At 47.3% G+C, this 18103-nt stretch carries 18 protein-coding genes; 1 reads left to right on the forward strand and 17 read right to left on the reverse strand.

What is annotated here, in order from left to right:
* Positions 1–6 precede the first annotated feature (6 nt).
* From IRJ16_RS07880 to IRJ16_RS07905, 6 genes are all read right to left on the reverse strand, one after another.
* Positions 7–519, reverse strand: coding sequence for a hypothetical protein (locus IRJ16_RS07880; RefSeq protein WP_194111010.1), 513 nt, complete (start codon positions 517–519; stop codon positions 7–9).
* A 95-nt stretch (positions 520–614) separates the two neighbouring features.
* On the reverse strand, positions 615–1739 hold the full coding sequence (locus IRJ16_RS07885; protein WP_194111011.1) for a helix-turn-helix domain-containing protein: 1125 nt from the start codon (positions 1737–1739) through the stop codon (positions 615–617).
* Positions 1739–3034, reverse strand: a complete 1296-nt coding sequence (locus IRJ16_RS07890; RefSeq protein ID WP_194111012.1) for a GntT/GntP/DsdX family permease — start codon at positions 3032–3034, stop codon at positions 1739–1741. The genes IRJ16_RS07885 and IRJ16_RS07890 overlap by 1 nt, the downstream gene beginning before the upstream one ends.
* Positions 3035–3049: 15 nt before the next feature.
* Positions 3050–4525, reverse strand: coding sequence for a gluconokinase (locus IRJ16_RS07895; protein ID WP_194111013.1), 1476 nt, complete (start codon positions 4523–4525; stop codon positions 3050–3052).
* A 93-nt stretch (positions 4526–4618) separates the two neighbouring features.
* A complete protein-coding gene (locus tag IRJ16_RS07900) occupies positions 4619–4846 on the reverse strand; it encodes a hypothetical protein (protein ID WP_194111014.1) in 228 nt (75 codons plus the stop codon).
* Between the two features lie 119 nt (positions 4847–4965).
* Positions 4966–6009: an NAD(P)-dependent alcohol dehydrogenase gene (locus IRJ16_RS07905; protein WP_194111015.1), complete on the reverse strand. Its 1044-nt coding sequence runs from the start codon at positions 6007–6009 to the stop codon at positions 4966–4968.
* 215 nt (positions 6010–6224) lie between these two features.
* Here IRJ16_RS07905 and IRJ16_RS07910 point away from each other — a divergent pair, with 215 nt between their 5' ends.
* Positions 6225–7709 carry a tetratricopeptide repeat protein gene (locus tag IRJ16_RS07910; RefSeq protein WP_194111016.1) on the forward strand — a complete coding sequence of 495 codons (1485 nt, stop codon included), beginning with the start codon at positions 6225–6227 and terminating at the stop codon, positions 7707–7709.
* Between the two features lie 193 nt (positions 7710–7902).
* On the opposite strand, the gene IRJ16_RS07915 is transcribed toward IRJ16_RS07910, so the two are convergent.
* The 11 genes from IRJ16_RS07915 to IRJ16_RS07965 form a co-directional block, all read right to left on the reverse strand.
* Entirely contained in the window at positions 7903–8559 is a 657-nt protein-coding gene (locus IRJ16_RS07915; protein WP_194111017.1) for a 1-acyl-sn-glycerol-3-phosphate acyltransferase, read from the reverse strand.
* Positions 8556–9377 carry an alpha/beta fold hydrolase gene (locus IRJ16_RS07920; RefSeq protein ID WP_194111018.1) on the reverse strand — a complete coding sequence of 274 codons (822 nt, stop codon included), beginning with the start codon at positions 9375–9377 and terminating at the stop codon, positions 8556–8558. The genes IRJ16_RS07915 and IRJ16_RS07920 overlap by 4 nt, the downstream gene beginning before the upstream one ends.
* 3 nt (positions 9378–9380) lie before the next feature.
* Entirely contained in the window at positions 9381–9770 is a 390-nt protein-coding gene (locus IRJ16_RS07925) for a holo-ACP synthase (protein WP_194111019.1), read from the reverse strand.
* Between the two features lies 1 nt (position 9771).
* The gene (locus tag IRJ16_RS07930; protein ID WP_194111020.1) at positions 9772–10584 is read right to left on the reverse strand and encodes an enoyl-ACP reductase FabI; all 813 of its coding nucleotides are present in this window, start codon (positions 10582–10584) and stop codon (positions 9772–9774) included.
* A gap of 3 nt (positions 10585–10587) precedes the next feature.
* Positions 10588–11934, reverse strand: coding sequence for a beta-ketoacyl-[acyl-carrier-protein] synthase family protein (locus IRJ16_RS07935; RefSeq protein ID WP_194111021.1), 1347 nt, complete (start codon positions 11932–11934; stop codon positions 10588–10590).
* Between the two features lie 10 nt (positions 11935–11944).
* Positions 11945–12202, reverse strand: coding sequence for an acyl carrier protein (locus IRJ16_RS07940; protein ID WP_194111022.1), 258 nt, complete (start codon positions 12200–12202; stop codon positions 11945–11947).
* Between the two features lie 4 nt (positions 12203–12206).
* Positions 12207–12761 (reverse strand): hypothetical protein, encoded by a 555-nt coding sequence (locus IRJ16_RS07945; protein ID WP_194111023.1) that lies wholly within the window; start codon positions 12759–12761, stop codon positions 12207–12209.
* Positions 12761–13483, reverse strand: a complete 723-nt coding sequence (locus tag IRJ16_RS07950) for an SDR family NAD(P)-dependent oxidoreductase (RefSeq protein WP_194111024.1) — start codon at positions 13481–13483, stop codon at positions 12761–12763. The genes IRJ16_RS07945 and IRJ16_RS07950 overlap by 1 nt, the downstream gene beginning before the upstream one ends.
* A gap of 163 nt (positions 13484–13646) precedes the next feature.
* Entirely contained in the window at positions 13647–14468 is an 822-nt protein-coding gene (locus IRJ16_RS07955; RefSeq protein WP_194111025.1) for a sterol desaturase family protein, read from the reverse strand.
* Positions 14469–14702: 234 nt separating this feature from the next.
* Positions 14703–15824, reverse strand: coding sequence for a thioredoxin-like domain-containing protein (locus IRJ16_RS07960; protein WP_194111026.1), 1122 nt, complete (start codon positions 15822–15824; stop codon positions 14703–14705).
* A gap of 64 nt (positions 15825–15888) precedes the next feature.
* Positions 15889–18072, reverse strand: coding sequence for a TonB-dependent receptor (locus IRJ16_RS07965; protein WP_194111027.1), 2184 nt, complete (start codon positions 18070–18072; stop codon positions 15889–15891).
* Positions 18073–18103: the final 31 nt, after the last annotated feature.

Consider the following 18103-nt stretch of genomic DNA (forward strand, 5'->3'; position numbering starts at 1 on the left):
TTGGCGTTATTTAGATCTTAATTCTCCTTCGGTCTCTACAAGGCCATAGCCCTTGTATAATTTACCTTGCTTATCTTTAGCTATTACAAACCAAAGCGCATCGCCGCCGTAGATGGCATCGCCAAAGCGGTAGTTTTTCTTAAATGTAAATATCCGGCCCTTTTTAAGCATGGCGTCTTTACAATCAAATTCGTCGGCAAACTCATCTTTCGATAATTTCATGTTAGGCATCCAGCCTTTATCTTTTATCCAAATGTAACTGCCGGCGGCCACTACCTCCAGGTCTTCTGTTTGTGCCATGGCATACGTGCTGTGTTTCCAAACGTACTTGCCATAAGGCGTAGTGGCATCCAGGTTAGGTTCCGGATAAACCGGACTTGGTGAATGATAAACCAATATGCCTGTGGCGATATTGCGTAACTGGTCGGGCAACAGCCGGGATCTTTCTGTCCAACCCTGCTGGGCTGAAGCTGTTAAAGCGCAGATAAAAAAGATGATGGTGAATGTGTATCGTTTCATATGTTTATTGTTTTTGAACGATACAAAAGTGAAGTATATCCGCATGGCAGAGGTGCCATATCCGGATATGGGACGTCCCGATGCCTTAAACGGGATTAATTCATGAAATCGGAAGGGGCACTGCCGGTGAATTGCTTAAATATACGATTGAATGTAGTTTTAGAGTTAAAGCCCGACTCGTAGGCAATGCCCATAATGGTCAGCTTTTCTACATCGGCCGATCGCAACCGTTGTTTAACTTCATCAACCCGGTATTGATTGATAAGATCGTTGAACGACTTATTTAGACCTGCATTGATGTTACGCGATACTACTTTAGGGTTAAGTTTTACAGCACCGGCTAATTGCACCAGCGTAAGCGTCGGGTCCAGATATAATTTTTGATCTGTTATTACCTGTTGTATCTGTTTTAACACCAAAGGGTCGGCCTCAAAAAGTGGCAACGCCGGGGATGGCGTTTCATCTCTGGTCTGTTCATAACTGATATCCGATAAATTAGCTTGCCGCCAGCCAAACACACCCAGCACCAATGCCACTACACCTAATATCTCTACCGAGTAATTATAGTCAAAGTAACTATTGGCACCGTCGCGTAAAACTACTTCGATCATCCACTGCACGCTTAATACTAATAAAATGGCCAGAATTATTTTCAACCACTGCAGGCGGATACGCGACACCTCTGAAAAGTTATTGACCACCCAATCCTGATACTTTTGCAACAGGCGGAACGATAAGACCAGGTAAACGATCAGCGAGACCCAGGTACCGTCAAATTCCAATCGGTAAGTGTAGGGGCCATGAATGTTGGTCCAATACCAGTTTTTGAACGGGTAACTTGTGAAACATAAAAAAAAGTAAAGCCCGGCCTGAAGCATGACCGGGATAAAATGCAGCAAATATTTGGGTTGCAGTTTAAACTTGTGATTGGTGAGGCTAAGCAGATAAAAGTAAATGAGTGGCCCAAAGCCCAGCGAGTAAAAAAGGGGCATAAAATAAAGCTGTGGATGCTGCCTGTAAATGCCGCTTGCCCGCATAAAGTCATCCACCAGCCAAAGGGCAATAGCAAATAGCAGCACTGCTAATAGCCGATTGGAAAGCTTATTTTGTGATGAGAACCAAAGTATACCAGATGTAAAGAGTGACTGCGAGATAACCACCACCAAGATAGCCACCACGATATTAAAATTAATAAGCACGGATGAAGTTAAGATTTCCATTATGGTTGTACAAGACCATTTATCACCAACACCCCCACCAATCCCGACACAGAGATAATACACTCCATCACCGTCCAGCTTCTGAACGTCTCGCCAAGCGTCAAACCGAAATATTCTTTGAACATCCAAAAGCCGGTGTCATTAAAGTGGCTCAGCATCAAGCTACCCGCGCCTACTGCAAGTACCATTAATTCGGGCGAGATGCCGGGTTGGATAAGCGGCAATACGATGCCTGCGGCCGTTAAGGATGCCACCGTGGACGAACCTAAGGTGATGCGTAAAAACGCCGCTAATCCCCAGCCAATGATATAGGGCGATGCGTGCCAGCCGGCGGCAAGTACTTTCACTTCTTCGCCGATACCGCTATCGATCAGTACCTGTTTAAATGCACCACCTGCGGCAATGATCAGCATGATCATTGTGATGCCTTTGGCGCCTTCTACGCAGCTGTCCATAGCTTTAGCGAGGGGTATTTGCAGGATCAGCAGAATGATCAGTACAGATAATAGCAACGCAAATGTAGGGTCGGCCAATACTTTAAAGTAGTAGGCGGTTTGGCCTGTAAAGAACAAGCCGCCCAGGTTACCGGCAATGATCAGGAATACCGGCATCAAGGCTATTGCAAAGCTTTTGGTGGCCGATGGCAGTACTTTATCAGGGTTAAAATTGATCACATGATGTTTAAAGTCGATGTGTTTAACACTGATCATCAGCCTCGGGAACAATACACCTGCCACCGCGGCGACCGGTAAACTAATGGCCAATCCATATAGTAATACCTTCCCCACATCAGCATGGAATATCGATGCCAAAGCTACCGGACCGGGATGCGGCGGCAGGAAACCGTGGGTGATGGATAGCGCTGCTATCATAGGCATGCCCACGTACAATTTAGGCAGCCCTGTTGCTGTGGCAATACTGAAAGCCAGCGGTAACAGCACAATAAAGCCTGCGTTGTAGAAGAGTGGAATGCCGACCAGGATACCCGTGAGCAAGGCCGCCCATTGGATATTTTTGATGCCGAACCATTTGATGAGGACGTACACAATGCGTTCGGCCGCGCCGTAGTCTTCGGCCAGTTTGCCTATCATGGCGCCCAAGGCCAATACCATGATCAGGCTGCCCAGCGTATTGCCTATGCCTGCGCTGATACTCGCCATCACCTTATCGGCAGGCATTTTAAGCAGCAGACCTGTGATAATGGACACGATGAGGAGGGCCAGCATCGGGTTCATTTTTTTAATGATCAGGACCAGCAATATCTGGATAGCCAGCAAAACGTACAGCAAACTCATAGGCGCGTGGCGACTTTATTGGTTCAATTGGTGCATAGCGGCTTTGGTTGCGCTATATAGCTGCCTAAATATAGGGAACGTTTTGCTATAAACCCAGGTGCTTGCCTTTCGCGGTTCCACAATGTGCACATCCTGCGGCGTAGGCAAATCGGCATTGGAATCGGTGGCCTGCATGGCCAGATAGGCCGCGCCTACCGCCGAAGCATCCTCCTGCTGCAGCAATACCAAACGTTTGCCGGTGATGTCGGCCAGTATCTGCATCCATTCGTCGGAATGGGTAAAGCCGCCGCTTACGTTCAATTGGTTTATTTTGGCCGACCCTTCCAGCGTCTTTAGTACATCGTTCAGTGCAAAGCAAACGCCTTCTACCGCCGCTCGTAAAAAGTGAGCCTGACCGTGTACAGGTTTGATATTGAAGTAAGCGCCGCTGGCTTTGGCATCCCATATCGGCGCACGGTCGCCGTACAAATAGGGTAAAAAGATCAACCCATCACTACCGGCCGGAACGGCAGCTATGCGGTCGAACAACTCCTCGTGATCTTTGGTGCTGATGCCGGTGATATCTAAAAAATTGCTCAACAACCAATTGATAGCGATGCCACCGTTGTTAACCGCCCCGCCGCTGACGAATATTTTATCGGTCAGCAGGTAATTGAAGGTCATAGAGCTATAATCATAGATCGGCTTATTGCCCGTCACCCTTACTGCTCCACTGGTGCCGATGGTGAGGGCCGCTGTTCCCGGGGCAATGGCCATACTGCCCAGGTTGGCGCTGCAACCGTCGGTAGTGCCGATGATAAAATTCGTTTCGACCGGGATTTTCATTTTTGACGCGACATCCGGAGCAACGCCTGAGCGTTGCGTAGTGGTACCGACAGGCTCGCTCAATTTCGCTAACGGTATGCCCGCATGGTCGCTTATTTTGCTACTCCATTGCAGGTGGATAATATCGAACATGCCCGTGGCCGATGCCATGCCGTGATCTATCTCGAACACGCTGAACAGCTTGAACCAGATATATTCTTTAATAGATATGAACTTATGCACAGATGCGAACAGATCCGGCTGGTTATCCTTTAACCAGATCAGCTTACAAAGCGGCGACATGGGGTGTATCGGCGTGCCTGACGTGCGGTAGATCATCTCCCCTTCTTCGGATGAGCGGATGGCAGTAGCAATGCTCTCCGCGCGGGTATCGGCCCAGGTGATCATGTTGGCTAAGGCATTGCCTTTGGCATCCACAGGTATCACGCTATGCATCGCGGCACTCATGCTGATAGTTTGTGGCGGGTGGCCTAATTGCGTAAACACATCGGCAACGCAATCGCAAAAGGCGTTAAATATCTTATCCGGCTCCTGCTCGCTGTGGCCGGGTTGCGGTTGCAGGATAGGGTATTTGCGGCTTGCAGTGGCCAGCACCTCCCCGTTTTGATCAATAGTCACCACTTTGGTGCTACCTGTGCCGATGTCGATACCTAAAATATATTGCATACTTGTTGATGACTATTAAGATGAAGTTAGAAAAACCTCCGCATAAAAAAAGCCGGACCATAAGATCCGGCTCTGTTTTAAATTATTCCCCAACTACTTGTCGTCAGATGGTACCTCGTCATCCAGGTTCAGCGTGTAGGCTGACTCGGATGCCCTGTCGGCTTGCTGCAGACGGTCTACATCGGCAGAGTTATCATCATTATTAAGCACCTCGTTGGTATCGTCGAAACCATTAGAGTGAATATCTTTTTGACTTTGTTGGTCGTCAGCTTCGTTATCGTTAGTATCGTCCAACGGAATTTCGTTCTCTGGTGTGATCATGATATTTGAATTTATGTAGAGGTATAACACAAGGGGGGCATCCTTGTTTTAACAACCTTAGGTACAAAAAAGCCCGCGACTTTGCGCCGCAGGCTCTTCTGAATTTACTAATGCGGCTGTTACAAAGTAGCCATATCTATTACAAAGCGATAACGCACGTCGCCTTTAACCATACGGTCGTAAGATGCGGTGATATCTTTAATGTCGATCAGTTCGATGTCCGACACGATGTTGTGCTCGGCACAGAAATCAAGCATTTCCTGAGTTTCTTTGATACCGCCGATACCTGATCCGGCCAGGCTCTTACGTCCGCCCAATAAGCTGAAGGCTGCGATCTGAGCAGGCTCCGGTGGAACGCCAACGCAGATATGCACGCCATTGGTACGCAACAGCGACAGATACATATTAAAATCGTGCGGGGCAGATACGGTATCCAAAATAAAATCGAATGTACCGGTAGCAGCTTTGATCTGCTCTGGATCTGAGGTCACTACAAAGTGATGAGCGCCTAATTTCTTAGCATCTTCTTCTTTCTTTGGTGACGTACTCAAAACAGTAACCTCGGCACCAAAAGCTACGCCAAATTTAACGGCCATGTGGCCTAAACCACCTAAGCCCAATACGGCTAATTTATGGCCTTTGCCCACACCCCAATGACGCAATGGCGAGTAAGTGGTGATACCTGCACACAGCAAAGGCGCGGTTGCAGCAAGGTCAACATCCTCAGAGATGTGCAACACGAATTCCTCGCGCACAACGATGGTGTTAGAGTAGCCACCGTAAGTTGGGCGGCTGCCGTCGCGCTCCATGCTGTTGTAGGTCTGTGTGTTACCTTCAAGGCAGTATTGCTCCAGGTCTTGTTTGCAGTTCTCGCATACCTGACACGAGTCTACCATACAACCGGTACCGGCCAATTGACCTACCTTGAAGTTCTTAACATGTTCGCCAACGGCGACAATACGGCCAACGATCTCGTGCCCCGGCACCATCGGGAAAATACCCGGGAACCAATCGTTCTTGATCTGGTGCAGATCGGAGTGGCAAACGCCACAGTATAAAATGTCAAATTGCACATCGTGCGGCCCTATCTCGCGGCGCTCAAAGTCCCATGGGGCAAGGTCGGTCTCGGGTGTTTGTGCAGCATAAGCTTTTGCTTGGATCATAATAATAGATGTTTGTTAGTGGTACGTGTTATAACAAATATAAGGCGATAAGTTTGGCGCAAGGCGATGGTGAAAGAGTGAATTCGAAGTATGACTTTTTTATTACAAGTCATACTTACCTGATCACCTGCAAAAACATCGCATCCAAAACTGTGTTTGTGAGATATAATAGCAGATACCCCATCGTTTAGCTGCCGAATTTATATTTTTGAGATATGTGGTCAAAAACCCTCCTGACAACGTTTTTTTTCTGGTTCCTTTCATCGTCCGTCCATGCTAATTTTGTGATGGACCCCAACTCCATCAATGCCTACAACGCCATCATGGACCTCCGTTTTGCCGATGCACGTAAGCTGATACAGGACGAGAGGACCAAAGAGCCTAACAACGGTATCACCATTTTGCTGGAGGACTATATGGACTACCTGCACTTAACCCTTAACAATAACAAAGCGGATTACGATAAATTGCTGGATCGTCGAAGTGACCGACTGGATGCCTTAGAGGACAACGACAAAAACTCGCCCTGGTACCTTTTTTCGCAAGCCGAGGTGTATATGCATTGGGGCGTGCTGAAAAGCCAATACGGCGACTATATATCATCCATGCGCGACCTGAACAAGGCGCGGAAGCTACTGACCGAGAACAACCAAAAGTTCAAAGATTTCACTCCCAATAAAAAAAGTTTGGCCTGGACGGAGCTGCTCTTCGGGGCGATACCATCCAACGTACGCGGCGTAGCAAGCATGTTCGGGTTGAAAGGCAATATCGACTCGGGCTATCGTAAACTGGAAGCTTTTAAAAGTGAAATAGTCGGTAGCAAGTACAGTTTTTATAATGACGAACTGATCTTTTTGATCGGACTGATCAACGTGGACGTATTGAAAAGCAAAAATAACTATGACCGCCTGATGGCCATGAGTAATGAGATGAACGACAAAAGTTTGCTCAAAAAATATTTGCAGGGATATATCTCCTTCAAGATGGGGCATGCTACCGAGGCGATCAATTATTTTTCGGCAGCACCGCAAACGGCGGCTTATATGCAGCTACCTATTATTAGCTATTGGTTAGGTAACGCCAAACTTTGTCGGATGGATAAGGATGCCGATGACCACTTTCAAAAATTCCTAACCGAGAACAAGGGCAGCAGCTATATCAAGGAAACCTATCTTAAACTTGCATATCACTCCCTCCTTCAGAACGATGTGAACGGGTACAACAATTACATTAAACTGGTCCGCTCCAAAGGTGCCGCTAATGATGAGAAGGATAAGCAGGCATTGAAAGAAGCTAATGACTCGCGACCCGATATCGCTCTGCTGAAAGCCCGCTTTTATTTTGATGGCGGCTATTACAGCAAAGCACTGGATCTGCTAAAAGACCAGCAGGTGACCGAATTAAAGCTGATACGCGATAAGATAGAATATTATTATCGCTTGGGTCGCACGTACGACAGGACCAACAATGTTGCCGAAGCATTGGCCAATTACGATAAAGCGATCGCCATTGGCCGCACATCTACCTACTATTATGCGGCTAATGCGGCGGTAAATTCCGGCGTATTGTACGAGCAAAAAAAGGACAGCAAAAAGGCGGCGGAGTATTTTAACGCGGCCTTGCAAATGAAGAACCACGAATATCAAAACAGCATAGATACGCAGGCAAAAGAGGGTTTGGCAAGGGTGAAGGGGGATTGAATTGTTGTAAAGAGGATTGCGCACCTACGGAGCGCTAAATGATATTGTTATTTTTTGCTATCGATATCTCGTCCTAAAAGGGACGGTTAAGCAAATTAGAACCGTTTCTCACTCCATGGGAGTGATATATCGGTAGCGAATAATGAGACCTAACCGATAGCGCTCCGTAGGTGCGCAACCTCCACCCAATGGTTTACCCTATTGGCTTATTCGTGAACCTGACATTCTTATTTAAACACTCCCGGTGAAACTCATTCACCTTTAACTTTACAGCCTCAAAGTCGAAGTCTTCATTCGTACCTAGATCCAGCATATTAAAATGGGCCGATGGTTTAATACTCTCGAAAAATTCCAAAACCACACTGCACCAAATGATCTGGCATTTGCCCTGGATCAGCGGGACGATCTCGGCCAGGCCGCTCTCAAAGTGGATATGGGTGATGTGCTGGCTTTCCAGGTTTCCTTGCGGATAATAAAGTAACAGGTTGCCAGGTGTCGACAATACTTCGCCCGCGTAGGCAAAGCTCTCTTTGATAGAACGCTTGCCCGGGTCGATAGAGAAACTGCCGGTGTGTTGCAGCCAGCTATTCTTCTGCATCTGTTTTTTTAACGACATGGCGTACAGGCGTTGCATTTTATCCTTTCCCCAAAAAACCTTGTTGCTGAGGTAATAGGCATACATCCCGTCTGTAAAACTGAAATGGTTACACATTAGGATATAAGAATGCCCGGGTTTGATAGGCACATCGTGAATGATCTTTTTGTTAAGGAAACGGTTAAAGCCAAAGCTGATAATTGCGTTGATCAGCTTAAAAAAGAAAGGACTTAAGGGCTTGGCTTTAATGATCATAACAGCAAACGGGCTAACGATTCGGCAAAGTCGGCTTTGATCATCTCGTGGTCAGCGTCCAGGATCACTACCTCGGCATTAGGCAGTTTGGGCAGGAACACATCGCCGATCTTGGGCAGATACATTTTGTCGCGTTTGCCAAATATAAATATTGTGCGGATGTTGTGGGCTTTTACCACGTGTATAAAATGCGCCTCGTGGGTCTCTAACAAACGGAAGTAAGTGAACGACGCGTACAACGCGAACCGTAACTCCGGCGTACCGATCTCTTTCATCAGGATATCGCGCCCGGCATCGTCAATAAATCTTAACGAACGGCAAAGCCTGATGATGTTGAGCGTAGTGCGCCTGCTGAGCATGATCTTCTCTAAGATCTTGTTGCCCATTTTATGCTTGCCAAAAAAACGGATCAGCGTACCCGGCTCTATAGATGACGGCGCGGCGGCAATATACTCGTCTATCCTTTCGGGCAGGCCCTCCAAGACCGTGGTAGCAAAATGCGTCCCCATGGAGTAGCCTAAGACAGAAAAGCGGTCAATACCATGTTCCCTACAAAAGGCGGCGATCAAATTAACCAACTGTTGCTTCTGCAAGCCTGCCTTCACGGTCGCTAAACTAACATCTTTCAGTTGCGTGCCTTTATGAAAGAATAGGTCGAATCCCCAAAAAGTATATTTTGAACCTAACGATGGCTCGAGGCTAATAAATTGTTTGCCGTGCATCCCAAAACCGTGGAAACACAGCATATGTTTAGGCCCCTTACCGAATTTATAATAATGGAGTTTTACAAAGTCGTTCTCAAAGTATTGGCCCTCCATAGATCATATTGTTTGGGCAAGGGCCACGGCCCAGGCCAGGTCGCCGTCGTGAGATATGGTCAGGCTGATGTTTACGCGTTCACCGATCGGTCGGTGGATGGTGGCGGTAGGTTTGCCGGCTATTTTGTTGCGGGTTATCTCTATCGCCATAAAAGGCAATGGCGCTTCGTCTAATTGTTTTACGGCTTTGTAAACCGCCTCTTTAGCAGCCCAGGTTGATGCATAACGTAACATAGCATCTTCAAACTGATCGCAATAAGCTATCTCGGAAGCGGTAAAAACTTTCTTCTTGAACAGGTCGGTGCAGGAGTGCGCAAAATCGGGCAGGTAAACCACATCGTTACCTACAGCAAAGCGGTAACCGCCAACCAATTCATTTACCGATGCTTCCATTTTACTCTCCATCAACCGCTATGCCCATAATATTAAAACCGCCATCCACAAAGTGGATGTTGCCGGTCACTTTTTTTGACAGATCTGAGAAGTAGTAAAGGGCCGAATCGCCCACATCGCCAGCGGTGATATTGCCCAGCGGAGCGGTCACTTTGCCTATCTTACGTAGCTTACGCACACCGTTCACCCCTCCTGCCGATGTGGTCATGACCAAGCCGGCAGATATGGCATTGACCCTTACCTGTTGCGAGCGGAAATGATCTGCCAGGTAAAGCATAATGTTCTCTAAAGCCGCCTTATTGATAGACATGCCCGCATAATTAGGGAACACCCTTTGCGATGCATTGTAGGTCAAGGTCAGGATAGACGCGTTCGTGGCCAGATATGGTTTGACTGCTCGTGCTACCCGCAATAACGAGTAAGCACTGATATTGAACGAATCCATCAAACTCTCAAAAGGGATATCGATGTATTCGGGAGCCGGTGCATCGCCACCGGGCAGGCTGTAGCACATCACATGCTGATCGCCAAAGGCAACGCCGTGCAGCAGATAGTCGATCGGACCAAGTTCATCGTGCGCCATTTTCACAACGGCCGATACTTCTTCCTCGTTACGCACATCAACCTGCATGGCATACTGATGCGGGATGCCGAGCTGATCCATCAGGTGCAGTACGTTCTCCTTCGTATCGTCTACATAGGTCAGGGCCAGTTTACAGCCCGAGGTATGCAGTTTAAGGGCGACATCCCAGGCTATAGAACTGTCGTTCCGTATGCCAAAAATTACCGCTACCTTACCTTTATTATCTATCATCTGTTAAATATCGCGCGATATGGTCATGGCGCTGTTAGTGCCGCCGAAGCCATAATTTAAACATACAATGGTATTGATCTCTTTACTGATCACGTCCGGAGATATCAAATGTCGATAGGCCGCCAAAGACTTTTTAGGGCCGGTCCAATCCTGCTCCTGCTGATAATCGGCCAGCTCCGTATCCAGATTAACAGAGTTTAAGCATGGCAATACCTTTTGCTCTTCCAGCATCATAACAGCGCTGATCAGTTCAACCGCTCCGGCCGCACCAAGGGTATGGCCGAATTGTGATTTTGGCGCCGAGATATGATAACCTTCCTCGCCCATAATATCTACCACGCTCAGCAGTTCTACCGCGTCGCCAACAGGGGTAGAGGTGCCGTGTACCTTCACCACATCAGCCTTAAATGGCTTATCGCCGAACAGCCCTTTCCACAAACGTTTTTGCCCGTCAAAAGATGGGAAGAACATATTGCCGTCGCCATCGGAGTTGTTGTAATAATCGTCGATAACGGCCAGGATCTTGGCACCGCGGGCTTTGGCGCTCTCGTACTCTTCTAAAGCTACTATACCGCAGCCGAAAGAGCATACAAAACCATTACGGTCTTCGTCAAATGGCCTTGAACTTTCTCCGGCGCTGAAGCCTTTGCTCAACACTTGCATCGCGTCGAAACCAATGAAGGTCTCCAACGATGTAGGCTCTACGCCACCGGCAACGATGCGGTCCTGGATACCGAATTTGATCAGTCTATATGCGTAACCCACGTTACCCAAACCCGTAGCGCAAGCCGAGCCAATGGCCTCGACCACGCCTTTATTTTTGATAAAACAGGCCACGTTAGCAGCTTCGCGATAGACCATGGTACGGTCTACCGTATGCGATCCCGCCAGGCGGGTCTTTTGTTTCAGTTCAAAAAAATTATGCCAGGCATTGCGTAAAATGCTGTGCCCCGCACTACCCGACCCCATCACCACACCGGTCTGTTCGCTTTCGGTTTCTTCTTTGCTCCAGCCGGCTTGTTTAATAGCCTCTTGTGTACCCAGCATGGCCCAGATACTGCCTACATCGGCAGTAGAAAGATTGGCGTCAGGGATACGGCCAAGGTGGTCGATAAAAGTTTCGGGATAGTTGGGTGATATGGTAGAATAAATGGCTTCGATATCCATCTCGGCCTCGGTAATAAAACCGCATATCTGCGATCGGATGTTCTTGCCATGTGCTTTAGCCTCGTCCCAATCACGGATCAAACTCTCGCCCGCAAACAGTTTCTGCCTGAACTGATCCAGGTAATTACCACCCGGAAAAGAACCGCCCATACCAACTATCGCTACCCTCCTATCGCCTGCCATGGTATCTTAATTAAGCTTCTTTAGACTTAATGATCAGATCAACGATATCCTTCACTTTAGATCCCAGATCGTCAATATCATCGTCATCAAACTCCACGTCGAACTTTTGCTCGGCCTTGGCAGCTATGTTGATCATCTCGGTAGATGGGGTCTTCAGGTCTTTTATAAAGTCGGTCTCTTCGGTAACGTTGTCCAGGCGCGACTGGTCAATGGTCCTTACTGTTTTCAGGATCTCTACCAGTCCGGCAATAATTTCTTGTCTTTCCATTAAGCTAAATATATTTGTCTTTCTTAACGCCCTTCCCTACTATCTCGGATAGTTCGGCAACCAGCTCAAAACGCTCGTCGATATCGTAACTAAGCAGGCGTTGTTCGGTAAATTCTTTAAAATATTCGTCAAGGTCTAAACCTTGGGGCACTTTGTATATCCGCCCTTCGCAGGTCATCTGCCTAAATTTATAGAACAGGATATGGCCAATGCTGATAAAGGTCTCGCCCTGTTGCAGATACCCCCTAAAGTTAACCTGCCCTACGCTGATAAACAAGGGCGTAAGTGTTTTCTTTAAATGATCAAAGGTACAATTTTGTTTGATGGATTCGATGTAGGCACTGCACGACCCGTTGCTGGCCTGCCCGAAGGCCTCGATCATATCCACCCCGCGGAAAACGCCGTAGTGGTCCTCCACGTCAAACGCGGTAGGCGTGTAACTGGCCACAATACCCACTTTAGGCATATGCCAGTGGTACTTATCAATGTATAACTTCTTAGGCCCGTGGGTCATTACCACATCTGGCGGGGTGCCTATCAGGCTTGGTAAATGCTCCATTATACCATCCCTCCGTTCACGTGGATATTGGTACCGTTAATGTACGATGCCTTGTCTGACAGTAAGAAACTGATCGTCTCTGCCACATCCTCAGCCTTACCGAAACGGCGCGAAGGTATCATACTAAAAAACTTGTCTTTATGTTCTTGTGATAATTTATCGGTCATGGCGGTCTCTATAAAACCCGGCGATACACTCAACACGCGGATATTATGCTCCTGGTTCAAAGCGGCCACTTCATGCGCCAGCGACTTTGACAGCGCCACCAAACCGGCCTTTGTAGCCGTGTACACCGCCTGAAAAGCGTTGCCTGTTTCGGCAACTACCGAACTGATGTTGATGATCACACCCCTGTTACTTGCGCTAAATATCTTTAAAGCTGTTTTGCAGATAAGAATAGGCGCTTTCAAGTTCACGTTAAGCATGGTATCGATATGCTTTTCGGGCTGGTAGATGAGCGAATTATCAAAGGTAAGCCCGGCGTTGTTGATCACGCCATAAAGCGTATCGCCATGCTCCTTTTTCAGCTGCTTACAAAACGCGGTCGTTTGTTCCGGATCCGAAAGGTCGGCGCAAAGTAACTCGCTGTTGGGTATCTCTTCGGTAAAACTTTCGGGCTTGGATGCATGCAGGATAAGGCTATATTCGGCCGATAGTTTTTTTGCTATCGCCAAACCCAGGCCCCTGCTTGCGCCGGTTATCAATATCTTTTTGTCTTTCAATGGTGTGTGATACAGTTCTGTTGCCAATGATCATGCAGCAACATCAGCACTACATATTTTCAGCAATAAAGTTCGGGATTTTTTTTGTTTCTACCCGAAAGTGAGTGAACTTTTAGGTTAGCGATTTATCAAAACTGGATACAGCGGCTAAAAGCAGCGCAGATCAGGCAGATATGCGTTCGCCTGACATCGGTTGTCCTGCCACAGGCTTTACCATAACGGAGTCGCGTTTAGTAGCAAGATCATCGGGATGCCCTGTGGTCCCTTGCTCCCGCGCTTCCATCACCTTATCGTATATAGCCTCGTAATGCGGGTGATTGGTCTTCATGATCGCGTCCCAAAAGTTAAAATACAGACCGTAGTTAGTCTTAAAATTGGTATGGTGCAAATTGTGGTGTGTTGGCGTATTATGCCAGTTGAACCATTTACTCCTGACGAACCATTTAGGCATATAATCATACCCTACATGCCCGCTCACATTTAAAATAAGCGAATAAGTAGCAAATACCGTCACTACCGATATATGATGCGGGATGGTGAACACCAGCACCGGCACGATGCCCATTTGCACCACTGCCTCTATCGGGTGGAACGAATAAGCCGCAAAGGCCGTCGGGTTCATGGATTGATGATGGACCTTGTGCGCATGCTTGAACAACAGTTTCCAGTGCAGCAGGCGGTGTGTCCAGTAAAAATAAGTGTCGTGTACAATGATCATCAACACAAAGCTGAAGAAGTAGTAACCCCAACCATATTTATCGATAGGACTGTAAGCCAGCGTTAAATGATGCTTATTAGCCCAAACAATACATAGGATGATCCCGCCCAAGATCATTAGGGTATAAATGGAATACCTGATCTCGCGAAAGATGTGTTTATTGTCAGGATACTTTTTTTGGATCTTGGCGGCCCAGGTAGCTTTGCGTTTCCAAACGTAGAATATAAGGAAAACGATACCTGTAAAGGCGAAGTACTGCAACATCATAACTACTGATGAGCTGAGCCATTTATAAAACAAATTTAAAAGGTCAGACAATTGCATTACGATGCCAATTTACTAATAATTAAGACGCAGGGCAAGTTTTTCTGTGTATTCGATACACTATCAAATAAAACAACGTAGATCCCACCCACTATATTGTATTGTAGATCAATATCTATTTAAAAAGCCCGGCTGTTTGGTAACAACCGGGCCGATATTAAGTTTGGCGCGACCCGATTATTTTGCCGGGGCCAGTACTTTATCTACAGCAGTGATGAGCGAACCTTTGCCGTCCGCATTTTTACCGTAACCCGAAAAGTGCGATACGATCTTACCCTGCGGATCCACAACAACAAATGTAGGGAAACCGCTTACACCGTATTTTAACAGGGTCTCGCCGTAGATACCTTTTCCATCCCAAACGCTCAGCCATTCGGGTTTATCCCGTTTGATGCTTTGCATCCACATATCTCTGCCGCCATCGCCGGATACGGTCATGATGGCCACTTTATCGGCATACTTAGTGTTGATCTCTTTTAGGTCGGTAATAGATGCCATGCAAGGGCCGCAATAAGTGGTAGAAAAATCGAGCAGCACGTACTTGCCCTTCGCATCCGATAGTTTATGCTTGGCGCCTTTCTCGTCCATGGCCTCAAAATCGGTAGCCATGTCGCCTTTCTTTAGTACATCGCCAATTTTTAGGTATGATGCTATCCTTTGCGCAAAGGCGCTCTTTTTAATGTCGGGCTGTAAAGTATTGTAAATATGCTGCAAACTATCCTTAGCGTATTTACCACGAGCATAAAAGAGGGCACGCAAAGCTGCAAAGGTATTTGGCTCGCGCTTAATGAAACCGGCTGTTGCAACATCGTTTACGCTATCTATCTTGCCGATCACTTTCCATATTTGCTTACCTTTTATCTCGGCGCTATCGCCTTTAAGAGCAAAGTACTGATCTATCAATTCGTTGCGCTTTTTGTTTCCGGCACTGGTTAGGGCCACCAAACGGTTATTAGCATCCTGGATCTTAGACCCGGTGATGGATACATCGAAAGGAAAATCTTTCATGTCGCCTTTTACGGTCACCGCCTCGTTACCCATCAGCAGGTTGCAGTAATAGAACTTATTGTCGTGACGGGCGTATAACCACAGACCCTTAACGGGTGCATCCAATTTGCCTTTTAGTTGTAGCTCCCCGCTTTTCAGAGCGGCACTATCAATAATATATTGCGCGTCCAGATCTTGCAGATAGAACTTTGTCCCATCCGGGAAACCTGTCAATTGGGTCTTAACAGTATAACCTTGTGCAAAAGCAGTATGTGCAGCTACGATGAGTAACGCGGTAAGTAGTTTTTTCATTTATAAGTTTTGAGGTTTACTTAATTGACGCAAGGCATCACTATTAGTTGCACACGCCTGCTCATTATTTTAACCTTAGTTTGATACCGCCGTTCATTACAAAGCCATCCAGCGGGGCATAAATATCCCTGAACACCGGCGCTGTTACGCTGCCGTTGAAGATGCTGCCAAAGCGCGTTTGCCGCGTATCGGTAAAATTCTCGAAGTTGATGAACACCGACAGGCGCTCCCAGATCTTTTCGGCCATAAAGCCGGTGGTCCAATAAGCGCGACCGGTGCTGCCATCGTTCAAGCGTTGCGGACTAAAGTAGTAAGCCTCTAAACCCAGTTTCCAATTATCCTCTACTTCGTACATCAGCACGTTATTCAATCTGTGTTTTGATACCAGCGGGTAAGCCGAAATATTATCCAAAATATGCTGGCTTACATCGGCATAAGTATAGCCGACAAATAGTTTAAAGTCGGCATAGGTAAGTTTGATATTGGTCTCGCCGCCCTTGGTGTTCAGGTCGCCTCGGGGTTGTTGATATTGATAATTGCCACCAGCGATCTGGCTGAGCAGGATCGGGTTATCTACACGGGTATAGAACAACAATTGGTTGATACTGAAACTAACCTGATCATCAAACAAACCCGTCTTATAATTTACATCAAAGTTACCGCCATAAGATCGTTCGGCCTTAGTATTGGCCATATCTATCGGCCACACATCGCGAAACTGGATACGCTCAGCATCCTCGGTAAATACGTTGGGCGCTTTGTAACCCATACCGCCACCTAACCTAAGCGACCAATGCGCGTTAGTTTTATACAAAGCTGACACCCTTGGCAAGGCGAAGAACCCGAACTGATCATGATAGTCACCGCGTATGCCACTCTCCAAGGTGAATTTCTCACCCGCGTCCCAGGTATTCTGCACAAAGCCGCCGATGGTATTGTAGTTGTAACTACGTAGCGGAAATGTAGACTGACGGCTCTCGCTAAAGCGTTCAGTAAGGTAATTCAGGCCTAATACCCAATCACTTTTTTCAAGGTTGACGGTGTAAGCCGCTTCAGAGAAACTTGAAAGCTGCTCACCTGCAAATTGGTAGGCAGGTAAAGTGATCGTCCTGTCGTAATAGCTAAAGCTATTTTTAAAGGTCAGTTTTTGATGCTCGGTCAGGTTGCGATCTAATTGTACCTGGCTGCTGTAGCGACCGGTCTTGTTGCGCTCAAAATAGCTGTGGGTAGCATCGCCGTTACCTTGTATGTAATGCAGGTCGCCACCAATGCGATCCTCAATTGTGCTGTTGATGCCGGCTATCAGTGTGGTCTTATCATTCAAATAAAAGAATAGCTTCGGATTAAGTGTATATCTATCAAAATTAGGTATCGCCGTAAGATCGATACCAGCCGGATCATAAGCCGAACCGTGATCGAAGGCGGCATAAACCGTCGCGCCCACTTTCTTGCCTTTCTCGGAGTAAAAACCACTAACATCCAACCCACGGGCCGATGTTCCGTTGAGCAAAAAGTTTAGCTCCGGTTTATCGCCGGGTGTTTTAGATATCAAGTTGACCAGGCCCGCTATCGCCCCACCACCGTATAGGGTTGACGATGAACCTTTGATCACCTCTACCTGTTTAAGATCCAACGGGGCTATTTGCAGCAGCCCTAACCCGCCCGAAAAGCCCGAATACAGCGGGAAGCCATCGCGGATGATCTGGGTGTACTTACCATCCAAACCTTGTATCCTGATGCTGGAGTTATTACTGGTAGCCGATGTTTGCTGGGTCTGTATACCAGTGCTCTCGGCCAGTAACATGCGGATATCGCTGGGTTTCATATTGCCTTTCTCATCCAGTTCCTCGCCCGATATAGCCTCTACGCGCGTAGGGATATTGGCGATAGTACGGCTGCTTCGGGTTGATGATACGGTGACGTTATCTAATTCTTCGCCGTCCTCTTCCGGCTCCAATAGGATGGTCAATGGTTTAGCGTCGGTTAACGGGAAGGTCAGTGTATCCAGCCGGGTTTCGTAACCTACGTAACGGGCTTGTAACACATGCGTTCCGTTAGGGATATTGCCGATCTGCAAACGTCCGGCGGTATCAGCTGCGCCACCTTTGGTGGTGCCGATGATAATAGCCGTAGCGCCGATCAATGGCTCGTTGGTCTTGGCATCTTTAATAATTAGTTTCAGTGTATTTTGCCCGTACACGGTACAGGTATATAGTAGTGCTGACAGCAGCACGAGTAAATGCTTCATGAAAAATTGGTATAAAATGATACAGTGAACC

This window comes from Mucilaginibacter myungsuensis, from assembly GCF_015222005.1.
GTDB classification, from domain to species: domain Bacteria; phylum Bacteroidota; class Bacteroidia; order Sphingobacteriales; family Sphingobacteriaceae; genus Mucilaginibacter; species Mucilaginibacter myungsuensis.

Excerpts from the sequence above, each read along its gene's own strand:
- IRJ16_RS07880 (WP_194111010.1), bottom strand. The coding sequence starts at position 519 with ATGAAACGATACACATTCACCATCATCTTTTTTATCTGCGCTTTAACA.
- IRJ16_RS07885 (WP_194111011.1), bottom strand. The coding sequence starts at position 1,739 with ATGGAAATCTTAACTTCATCCGTGCTTATTAATTTTAATATCGTGGTG.
- IRJ16_RS07890 (WP_194111012.1), bottom strand. The coding sequence starts at position 3,034 with ATGAGTTTGCTGTACGTTTTGCTGGCTATCCAGATATTGCTGGTCCTG.
- IRJ16_RS07895 (WP_194111013.1), bottom strand. The coding sequence starts at position 4,525 with ATGCAATATATTTTAGGTATCGACATCGGCACAGGTAGCACCAAAGTG.
- IRJ16_RS07900 (WP_194111014.1), bottom strand. The coding sequence starts at position 4,846 with ATGATCACACCAGAGAACGAAATTCCGTTGGACGATACTAACGATAAC.
- IRJ16_RS07905 (WP_194111015.1), bottom strand. The coding sequence starts at position 6,009 with ATGATCCAAGCAAAAGCTTATGCTGCACAAACACCCGAGACCGACCTT.
- IRJ16_RS07910 (WP_194111016.1), top strand. The coding sequence starts at position 6,225 with ATGTGGTCAAAAACCCTCCTGACAACGTTTTTTTTCTGGTTCCTTTCA.
- IRJ16_RS07915 (WP_194111017.1), bottom strand. The coding sequence starts at position 8,559 with ATGATCATTAAAGCCAAGCCCTTAAGTCCTTTCTTTTTTAAGCTGATC.
- IRJ16_RS07920 (WP_194111018.1), bottom strand. The coding sequence starts at position 9,377 with ATGGAGGGCCAATACTTTGAGAACGACTTTGTAAAACTCCATTATTAT.
- IRJ16_RS07925 (WP_194111019.1), bottom strand. The coding sequence starts at position 9,770 with ATGGAAGCATCGGTAAATGAATTGGTTGGCGGTTACCGCTTTGCTGTA.
- IRJ16_RS07930 (WP_194111020.1), bottom strand. The coding sequence starts at position 10,584 with ATGATAGATAATAAAGGTAAGGTAGCGGTAATTTTTGGCATACGGAAC.
- IRJ16_RS07935 (WP_194111021.1), bottom strand. The coding sequence starts at position 11,934 with ATGGCAGGCGATAGGAGGGTAGCGATAGTTGGTATGGGCGGTTCTTTT.
- IRJ16_RS07940 (WP_194111022.1), bottom strand. The coding sequence starts at position 12,202 with ATGGAAAGACAAGAAATTATTGCCGGACTGGTAGAGATCCTGAAAACA.
- IRJ16_RS07945 (WP_194111023.1), bottom strand. The coding sequence starts at position 12,761 with ATGGAGCATTTACCAAGCCTGATAGGCACCCCGCCAGATGTGGTAATG.
- IRJ16_RS07955 (WP_194111025.1), bottom strand. The coding sequence starts at position 14,468 with ATGATGTTGCAGTACTTCGCCTTTACAGGTATCGTTTTCCTTATATTC.
- IRJ16_RS07960 (WP_194111026.1), bottom strand. The coding sequence starts at position 15,824 with ATGAAAAAACTACTTACCGCGTTACTCATCGTAGCTGCACATACTGCT.
- IRJ16_RS07965 (WP_194111027.1), bottom strand. The coding sequence starts at position 18,072 with ATGAAGCATTTACTCGTGCTGCTGTCAGCACTACTATATACCTGTACC.